Source organism: Tabrizicola sp., from assembly GCF_051645465.1.
GTDB lineage: Bacteria > Pseudomonadota > Alphaproteobacteria > Rhodobacterales > Rhodobacteraceae > Tabrizicola.
Genome location: NZ_JBOFBI010000132.1, coordinates 1 through 8273 on the forward strand (window position 1 = coordinate 1; position 8273 = coordinate 8273).

Consider the following 8273-nt stretch of genomic DNA (forward strand, 5'->3'; position numbering starts at 1 on the left):
CCGCGATTTCGAACGCCAGTTCACCTGAGAAGCTGATCCGGAAAAGTCGCGCCCGAAGGCCGTCGCAGACGGTGATGTTCCCTGCCCCCATGTAGGGGAAGGCCGCATCCGAGATGTCCTGATCGACCACCTTCTCCAGGAGTTTCCGTGCATTCGGCCCCGCGACCGAAAACTGCGCCCAGGCCTCGGTGGTCGAGATCAGCTGCACGTCCATGTCCGGCCAAAGGCACTGGCGGCCGAACTCCAGATGCCGGAAGACCGTGATGGCGTTCGCGGTGGTAGTGGTCATTACGAACTCATGTTCGCTTATCCGCGCGGTCGTGCCATCATCAAAGACGATCCCGTCCTCGCGAAGCATCAGCCCGTAGCGGCACTTCCCGACCGGGAGGGTGGAGAACGTGTTGGAATAGACCTTGTCCAGGAACGCCCCCGCATCGGCGCCCTGGATGTCTATCTTGCCGAGCGTCGTCACATCGCAGATGCCCACCGACTTGCGGGTGGCCAGCACCTCCCGGTCGACCGACTGGCGCCACTCCGTCTCTCCTGCCGTCGGCACCCACTGCGTGCGAAGCCAGTTGCCGACCTCGACGAAGGTCGCGCCCTGCTGGGCCGCCCACTGATGGCTTGGGGTCAGCCGGAAGGGCTTGAATTCCTTGCCTCGCGACCGGCCTGCCAGCGCCCCCATAGCAACGGGCGTGTAGGGCGGGCGGTAGATTGTCGTCCCCGTCTTGGGGATCGACCGGCCGGTAAGCTCGGCCATGATCGCGAGGCCAAGGACATTGCCGGTCTTGCCCTGATCCGTCGCCATCCCTAGCGTCGTGTAGCGCTTCAGATGCTCGACGGACGTGAAGTTCTCCTGATGCGCAAGCTTCACGTCCTTCACGGTGACGTCGTTCTGCTGGTCGATCCAGGCCCGGCCCTTGCCGCCCGCGACATACCACTTCGGCGTGACCCGGAAAGGCGCATCTTCGGCCTCCGGCAGAACATCGGCGCTGGCGGCCCTCCCCACGCCCGCCAGCGCCGCCATGGCCTGCGCCTGACCGGAGGCCAGCGCGCCATGGGTTGACATTGCTCCCGCCGCTGCCCCAGCGACCGACAGACCCGGAGGCCCATCCGCGCCCGGTACAAACGCAGCGATCGAGGCGTCCCAGACAGGTCGCGAGCGGTGATGCGAATGGATATTCACATTAGGGTTCCAGCCGCCCGAAACTCCCAGCGCGTCGATGTGGAGTTGTTCGGTCTGACCGTTGGCCTGCCGCACTGTGATGGTCTTCAACGCCAACCGGCCCGCCGTGTCGATCACCTCCGCACCGCGAAGATGCCGGATGCCGGGCAAAAGATCGCCCCCCTCGCGGCTGTCGATCACCGCCACGACGTCCACGCCCTTGGCCTGCAGGTCGGTTGCCGTCCTCAACCCATCATCGTTGTTGGTGAAAAGCGCCACCCGCTCCCCTGCCCTGACGCCCCAGCGGTTGGCGTAGGCCCTTAAGGCCCCCGCCAGCATGATCCCCGGCCGGTCGTTGTTCTCGAACGCAATCGGCCGCTCGGTCGCCCCGCCGCAGAGGATCGCGCGCTTGGAATAGATGCGCCACAGCGCCTGTCTTGGCTTGCCCGGCAAGGGCGCGGGCAGGTGGTCGCTGACCCTCTCCGCCGCACCGTAGATGCCGTGGTCGAAAGCCCCGATCACCGTCGTCCGCGGCATAAGGCGCACGTTCGGCAGCGACGCCAGTTCCGCCGCCACCTCCGCCGCCCAGTCGGCACCAGTGGCACCGCCTACCGCATAGGTCTCGGCGTTCAGCCGCCCGCCCATGCGGAAATCTTCATCCGCTAGGATCACCCGCGCGCCAGCGCGTCCGGCGGTCAAGGCGGCCATCAGCCCCGCCGGACCAGCCCCTATGACCAGAAGATCGCAATGCAGGAAGCCCTTGTCGTAGGTGTCGGGGTCCTCCTCACGCGTGACCGAGCCGAGGCCCGCGGCGCGACGGATGATCGGCTCATAAAGCTTTTCCCAGAAGGACTTGGGCCACATGAAGGTCTTGTAGTAGAAGCCCGCGGCGAAGAAGGGGCTGAGGCGGTCGTTGATCGCCATCAGGTCGAACCGAAGCGAGGGCCAGCGGTTCTGACTTCTCGCCTCCAGCCCGTCGAAAAGCTCCGCTACGGTCGCCCGCGTGTTCGGCTCCTGCCGCCCGCCGGTGCGCAGTTCCACCAGCGCGTTCGGCTCTTCCGACCCGGCCGACAACGGTCCCCTGGGACGGTGATACTTGAAGCTCCGCCCCATCAGACGCACGCCGTTGGCGAGCAAGGCCGAGGCCAAAGTGTCGCCCGGATGCCCTTCGTAAGGCAGCCCGTCGAAGGTGAACCGCAGGGTCGTCGACCGGTCGATCTGGCCCGCGGTTATGCGGTGCGTCTGGCTCATTTCGACCGCCCCCGGGCACGGGCCACGTCGCGGGCAAGTTCCACCTTCGTGATCTCATGCGTCACCGTGTTCCGCGTCACCACCAACCAGGACCGATCCCCCTGCTCATGATACCAAAGCTCACGATGCTCTCCCGCCGGGTTGTCCCGCTGATACAGATACTCGTGGAACGCCTCGACCCCGGCGGTCATCCCATCCGGACGGTCGATCAGCGAGGCATCCCCCAGATAGACAAACTCCTGCGCGTCTCGGGGCCCAAGGATTGGATGATTAATGATCATTCGCTTATCTTCTCAATGCAGGTTCGGGGTCGCGCCCTGACCCTTTTCGTCGATCATCCGGCCCTTCAGGAAGCGGTCGAACCGATAGGCCGTGGCCGTCCGATGCGGCTCGTCCTTGGCCATAAGATGCGCAAAGCACCAACCGCTCGCGGGAGTCGCCTTGAACCCGCCATAACACCAGCCGCCGTTGAAATAGAGGCCGTCCACACCGGTCTTGTCGATGATCGGCGAGCCATCCATCGACATGTCCATGATCCCGCCCCAGGTCCTGAGCAACCGCACCCGCCCGATCGCGGGCATCAGGGCCATGCCACCCTCGGCCACGTCCTCGATCACCGGGAGGTTGCCTCGCTGAGCGTAGGAATTGTAGCCGTCGATATCGCCGCCAAAGACCAGCCCGCCCTTGTCGGATTGCGAGACGTAGAAGTGACCCGCGCCGAAGGTCATCACTCCGTCGATCATCGGCTTCAGGCCTTCAGAAACAAAGGCTTGCAGGACGTGAGACTCAATCGGCAACCGCATCCCCGCATGGGCCATGACCTTCGACGAAGACCCCGCCACCGCGACGCCCACTTTCTTCGCCCCGATGTATCCCCGCGTCGTCTCGACCCCCCGAATGCGGCCCCCTTCGATCCGCATCCCCGTGACTTCGCAGTTCTGGATGAGGTCCACACCGCGGGCATCCGCCCCACGCGCATAGCCCCAGGCCACCGCATCATGGCGGACTGTACCCCCCCGCCGCTGCATGATCGCGCCCTTGATCGGGAAGCGGGCGTTGTCGAAGTTGAGCCAGGGGTACATCGCCCGCACCTGCTCGCGGGTCAGCATCTCGGCGTCGGCCCCGTGCAGGATCATCGCATTGCCACGCCTTATGGCGGCGTCGCGCTGCGCGTCGGTGTGGATCAGGTTGATGATCCCGCGCTGGCTGACCATGGCGTTGTAGTTGAAGTCCTGCTCCAACCCTTCCCAGAGCTTCAGGCTGAATTCGTAGAACGGTTCGTTCCCGTCCAGAAGGTAGTTCGACCGGATGATCGTGGTATTGCGGCCCACGTTGCCGCTGCCGAGGTAGCCCTTCTCCAGCACCGCAATCCGCGCCTGGCCGAACTCTTTCGCCAGATAGTAGGCCGTCGCCAGCCCATGCCCGCCGCCACCGATGATGATGTAGTCATAGTCGGATTGCGGCGCAGGGTCCCGCCAGACGGGTTTCCAGCCTTTATGACCCGTCAAAGCCTCGGCAATGACGCGAAATCCGGAATAGCGCAATTCGGACCTCCTGCTTCAGGGCTGTTCTAGGCCCGAAAGCTGGTCTCGATGCATCTGTTTTCGCCACGGCTGCGTCAGTTTTCGCCATCGGTGGCGAAGGTGAGGACCGTTGCTTGAGCGGCAAAGCGTTGGCCAAAGGGCCGATCTTTGCCCGAGCCGGGGCAAAGACGGGTTGTGGTCAATCGCGAAGCCCTGCTTCCATCGCCACGAAAGGTGCCCAGGTGGTGGGAAACTTGTCGATCTGTTCCTGCGCGTAGGCGAAGAGAACCAGGATCGTTGTGGCGGAGAGAAGCATTTGCATGGCGGCCTCGGGGGTTTTTGTTCACGCCCCGTTCTGCCTGATTCTGGTTGCCGGCCGGTTAACCATAAGCGCAGGTCGCGCTTTACAATTTCATAAGGAATGCCCATGATTATAGGCATGCGATAGTTGTTTCCATTCAGGGCACTCACCTTGAATAAAGACCCGGCGGAGCGTCTACTCCGCCGGGTCCCCTTTTTCTCGGGGTCAGCCCCCGATCCAAAGGCGGATGGCCGCGATCAGCAGCGTCGCCGCCGCAATAACCACCATCCACTTGCGATATGCATATCCACTCAGTTTCATCACCTCCGTCCACCGCGAAGGGTCGCGGCGGGATCAGGGGTAGATTGGAAGTGTTGGTAAACCGTTACTGAAGGAAGGCACTTAAGCCACCATCGCCTCGGCCTTCTTCAGGTCGACCGACACCAGTTGCGACACCCCCTGCTCGGCCATCGTCACCCCGAAAAGGCGGTCCATCCGCGCCATCGTCACGGCGTGGTGGGTGATGATCAGGAACCTTGTGTCCGTCCGCCGGGTCATCTCGTCCAGAAGGTCGCAGAAGCGGGTCACGTTGGCATCGTCCAGGGGCGCGTCCACCTCGTCCAGCACGCAGATCGGCGCGGGGTTCGCGAGGAACACGCCGAAGATCAGCGCCAATGCGGTCAGGGTCTGCTCGCCACCTGAGAGGAGCGACAGGGTCGCCAGCTTCTTGCCCGGCGGCTGGCACAGGATCTCTAGGCCGGCCTCCAGCGGGTCGTCCGATTCCACCAGAACCAGCCGTGCCTCGCCGCCCCCGAAGAGATGCGTGAAGAGCGTCGAGAAATTCGCATTCACCTGCTCGAAGGCCGTCAAGAGCCGCTCGCGCCCCTCCTTGTTCAGCCCGGCAATCCCGGCCCGCAGCTTTTTCACCGCCTCTTCCAGGTCCGACTTCTCAGCGGCCAGCGTGTCGTACTCCTCCTCGACGGTCTTCGCGTCCTCTTCAGCGCGGAGGTTCACCGCCCCCAGCGCCTCACGCTGGCGTTTCAGGCGGCCGACCTCGGTGTCCAGGCTTTCGGCATCCGGCATCTTGTCTGGGTCAACCCGAAGGCTGGTCAGAAGCTCGTCTGGCGTCCGGTCGTTCTCTTCCCGGATGCGTTCCGCCGCCACGGCCACGCCCTCCCGCGCCGCGTCCAGCCGGGCTTCGGCGCGCGCACGGGCCTCGCGGGCTTCACCGGCCAGCCGCTCTGCCTCACGCTCAGCGCCTTGCGCTTCGCGGAGTGCCCCTTCGGCTTCGGCAAGGGCATCTGCCGCCTTCCGTCGCCGGCCTTCGGCGGTTTCGATCGCTTCGACCAGCTCCCCGCGCTTGGCCGCGATCTCTTCGGGCGCGAGCATAGCCCCCGCCAGTTCCTCCTCGGTCTCGACCCGCCGCGCGGTCAGCTCTTCCGTCCGGCTCAATGCCGTCTCCAGCCGGTGTTTCCAGCCCGACAGCTCCTTCGTGGCCTCCTGCCGCCGCCGGACCCGCGCTTCGCCCTCGCGCCGGACCTCGTCCTGCGCCGAGCGGCGGGTCATCATCGTGATCCGCGCCGCCTCAACCGTGATCTTTGCCGCCTCCAAGGCGCCCCGCGCGGCGTCGAGGTCGCCCAGCTCCGCCACCGCCGCCTCGGCCTCCTTCAGCCGGGCGCGGGCCCCCATCGCCTCGTCCTCGAACCGGCTGACCGCGAGCTTTGCGGCCTCAAGCTTGCCCCCGGCGATCGAGCGATCCGCTTCGGCCCGCGCAAGCGCCCGGTTCGCTTCGGCCAGCCTTGCATCCGCCGCCCGCCGGGCATCCCGAGCCCGCGCATCCGCCGCAGCCAGCTCCGAAAGCCGCGCCTGCAAGGCCTCATGCGCCTGCCGCGCGCCGTCCGCCCGCGCCGCGACCTCCTCCAGATCGCGCTTGAGCTGCACCAGCCGGTTCAACTGCTGGAGCCGCAACGCAGCGGCAGACGGAGCATCCTCCGCCCCCGCCCGGAACCCGTCCCAGCGCCAAAGGTCGCCCTCGACGCTCACCAGCCGCTGGCCCGGCCGCAGGTCGGCCTGCAACGCAAACCCCTGCTCCCGGCTGACGAGCCCAATCTGAGACAGCCGCCGCGCCAGCACGCCCGGCGCCTTCACCCGCGCGCCCAGCGGCTCGGCCCCAGCCGGCAAACCCTGCGGCACGGCATACTCCGGCAGCACCGCCCAACCCGACCGGGCCTCGGCCGACACCTCGGGGCTCCTCAGATCATCCGCCAGCGCAGCACCCAGGGCCTTCTCATACCCCGGCTCCACCTCCAGCCGGTCCAGAAGCTGGCTGCCCGCCAAAGCCTCCCGCTCCACCAGCCGCGCCAAAGCCGCCACCTCGGCCCGCAAAGCCGAAGCCTCACCCTCCGCCGACGACCGCGCCGCCCGCGCGTCGGCCTCGCGCCCTTGCGTCTCCGCCCGCGCCGTCTCTGCCGCCTCCAGCGCCGCCTCGGTCGCCTGTCCTTCGGCGATAGCCGCCTCCGTCGCCCCCTCGGCGGCCGCAAACGCCTCGCCTGCCGCCTCCAGCGCACCCGTCGCAGAGGCAACCGCCGCCCGCGCCGACAACGCCTCCCCCTCGGCCCGCTCCAGCACCGCCCGACTGTCCGACAGCATCCGCTGCGAAGACTGATGCCGCGCCGCAAGACGCGCCGCATCCTCAGTCAGCTCAGCCAACGACGCCTCACGCTCCGACAGAACCGCGCCCGCATCCCGCGCCGCTTCCACGGCTTCGGCCAGCTTCTCCTCATGCCCGTCATGCGCCCGGGCCAGATGCTCGATCTCCCAGTCCAGCCGCTCGATCACCTCGCCCGCATCGCGGTTCAGCCCCGCTTCCCGCTCCAGGTCGCGGCTAAGCTGCTCGATCCGGCCCTGCAGCGCCTCGATCTGCGCCCGCGCCCGCGCCTCCTGATCCCCCAACGCATCCCGCTGCAAGGTCAGCCGCTGCAAAACGGCCGAAGCAATCGCCTCCTCCTCACGCTTCGGCGGCAGCGCATCCTCCGCCGCCTCCCGCGCCGTGCCCGCCTCCCGCGCGGAAGCCTCCGCCTGCCCCTGCGCGATCAGCCGCTCCCGCAAGCTCGCTTCCGCCGCGAACCGAGCCTCATCCGCCTCCCGCCACCGCCGCCACAGAAGCATCCCCTCCGACTTCCGCAGCTCCTCCGACAGCTCCCGATACCGCGCCGCCTGCTTCGCCTGCCGGATCAGCACCGACAGCTGCTGCGCCAGGCTTTCCAGCACATCATCGACCCGCAAAAGGTTCGCTTCCGTCCCCGCCAGCTTCAGCTCTGCCTCATGCCGCCGCGCATAAAGCCCGCTAATCCCCGCCGCCTCCTCCAGCACCCGCCGCCGAGCCTTCGGCTTCGCATTGATCAGCTCGGATATCTGCCCCTGCCGGACCAGCGCCGGAGAATGCGACCCGGTCGAGGCATCCGCGAACAGCATCTGCACATCCCGCGCCCGGACCTCTTTCGTGTTGCAGCGATAGACCGACCCCGCATCCCGTGTGATCCGCCGCACGATCTCGATGTTGTCCGCATCGTTGAAGCCCGAGGGCGCCAGCCGCTCGGCATTGTCGATCACCAGCGCCACTTCCGCGAAATGCCGCGCCCCCCGCGTGGCCGCGCCATTGAAGATCACATCCTCCATGCCGCCCCCGCGCATGGCCGAGGGCCGGTTCTCCCCCATCACCCAGCGAAGCGCTTCCAGAAGGTTCGACTTACCGCAGCCATTAGGCCCGACCACGCCCGTCAGACCCTCATGAATCACCAGATCCGTGGGGTCGACAAAGCTCTTGAAGCCGTTCAGCCGAAGTTTGGTAAGCCGCAAGGGTCCCTCATGAGTCGCTGCGGCCCATCGTCCCGTCCCCCCACCCCAGAGTCAACCCGGCCCCCCATCATCTGCCCACCCCCGCGCGCTTATCCCCAACATCGTGCGGCCCGCCCGCGCGTTCCTGCCAGCCGCTTGCCCGCCGCGTCACGTCATGGCAGCATTCGCCGATGAC

The 8273-nt window shown here is 66.7% G+C and carries 5 protein-coding genes; all 5 read right to left on the reverse strand.

Translation table 11 applies throughout. The annotated features are described in order from the left end of the window. Positions 1-2416: 2Fe-2S iron-sulfur cluster-binding protein (locus ACRCSW_RS08140; protein WP_438704092.1), on the reverse strand; the 2416-nt coding region annotated here is incomplete at its 3' end. Next, positions 2413-2697: a sarcosine oxidase subunit delta gene (locus ACRCSW_RS08145; protein WP_438704094.1), complete on the reverse strand. Its 285-nt coding sequence runs from the start codon at positions 2695-2697 to the stop codon at positions 2413-2415. The genes ACRCSW_RS08145 and ACRCSW_RS08140, both read right to left, overlap by 4 nt. Before the next feature lie 12 nt (positions 2698-2709). Next, entirely contained in the window at positions 2710-3960 is a 1251-nt protein-coding gene (locus tag ACRCSW_RS08150; RefSeq protein WP_438704095.1) for a sarcosine oxidase subunit beta family protein, read from the reverse strand. A 178-nt stretch (positions 3961-4138) separates the two neighbouring features. Beyond that, the gene (locus ACRCSW_RS08155; RefSeq protein WP_438704096.1) at positions 4139-4261 is read right to left on the reverse strand and encodes a hypothetical protein; all 123 of its coding nucleotides are present in this window, start codon (positions 4259-4261) and stop codon (positions 4139-4141) included. A gap of 381 nt (positions 4262-4642) precedes the next feature. Then, a complete protein-coding gene (gene smc, locus ACRCSW_RS08160) occupies positions 4643-8098 on the reverse strand; it encodes a chromosome segregation protein SMC (RefSeq protein ID WP_438704098.1) in 3456 nt (1151 codons plus the stop codon). Between the last annotated feature and the right edge of the window lie 175 nt (positions 8099-8273).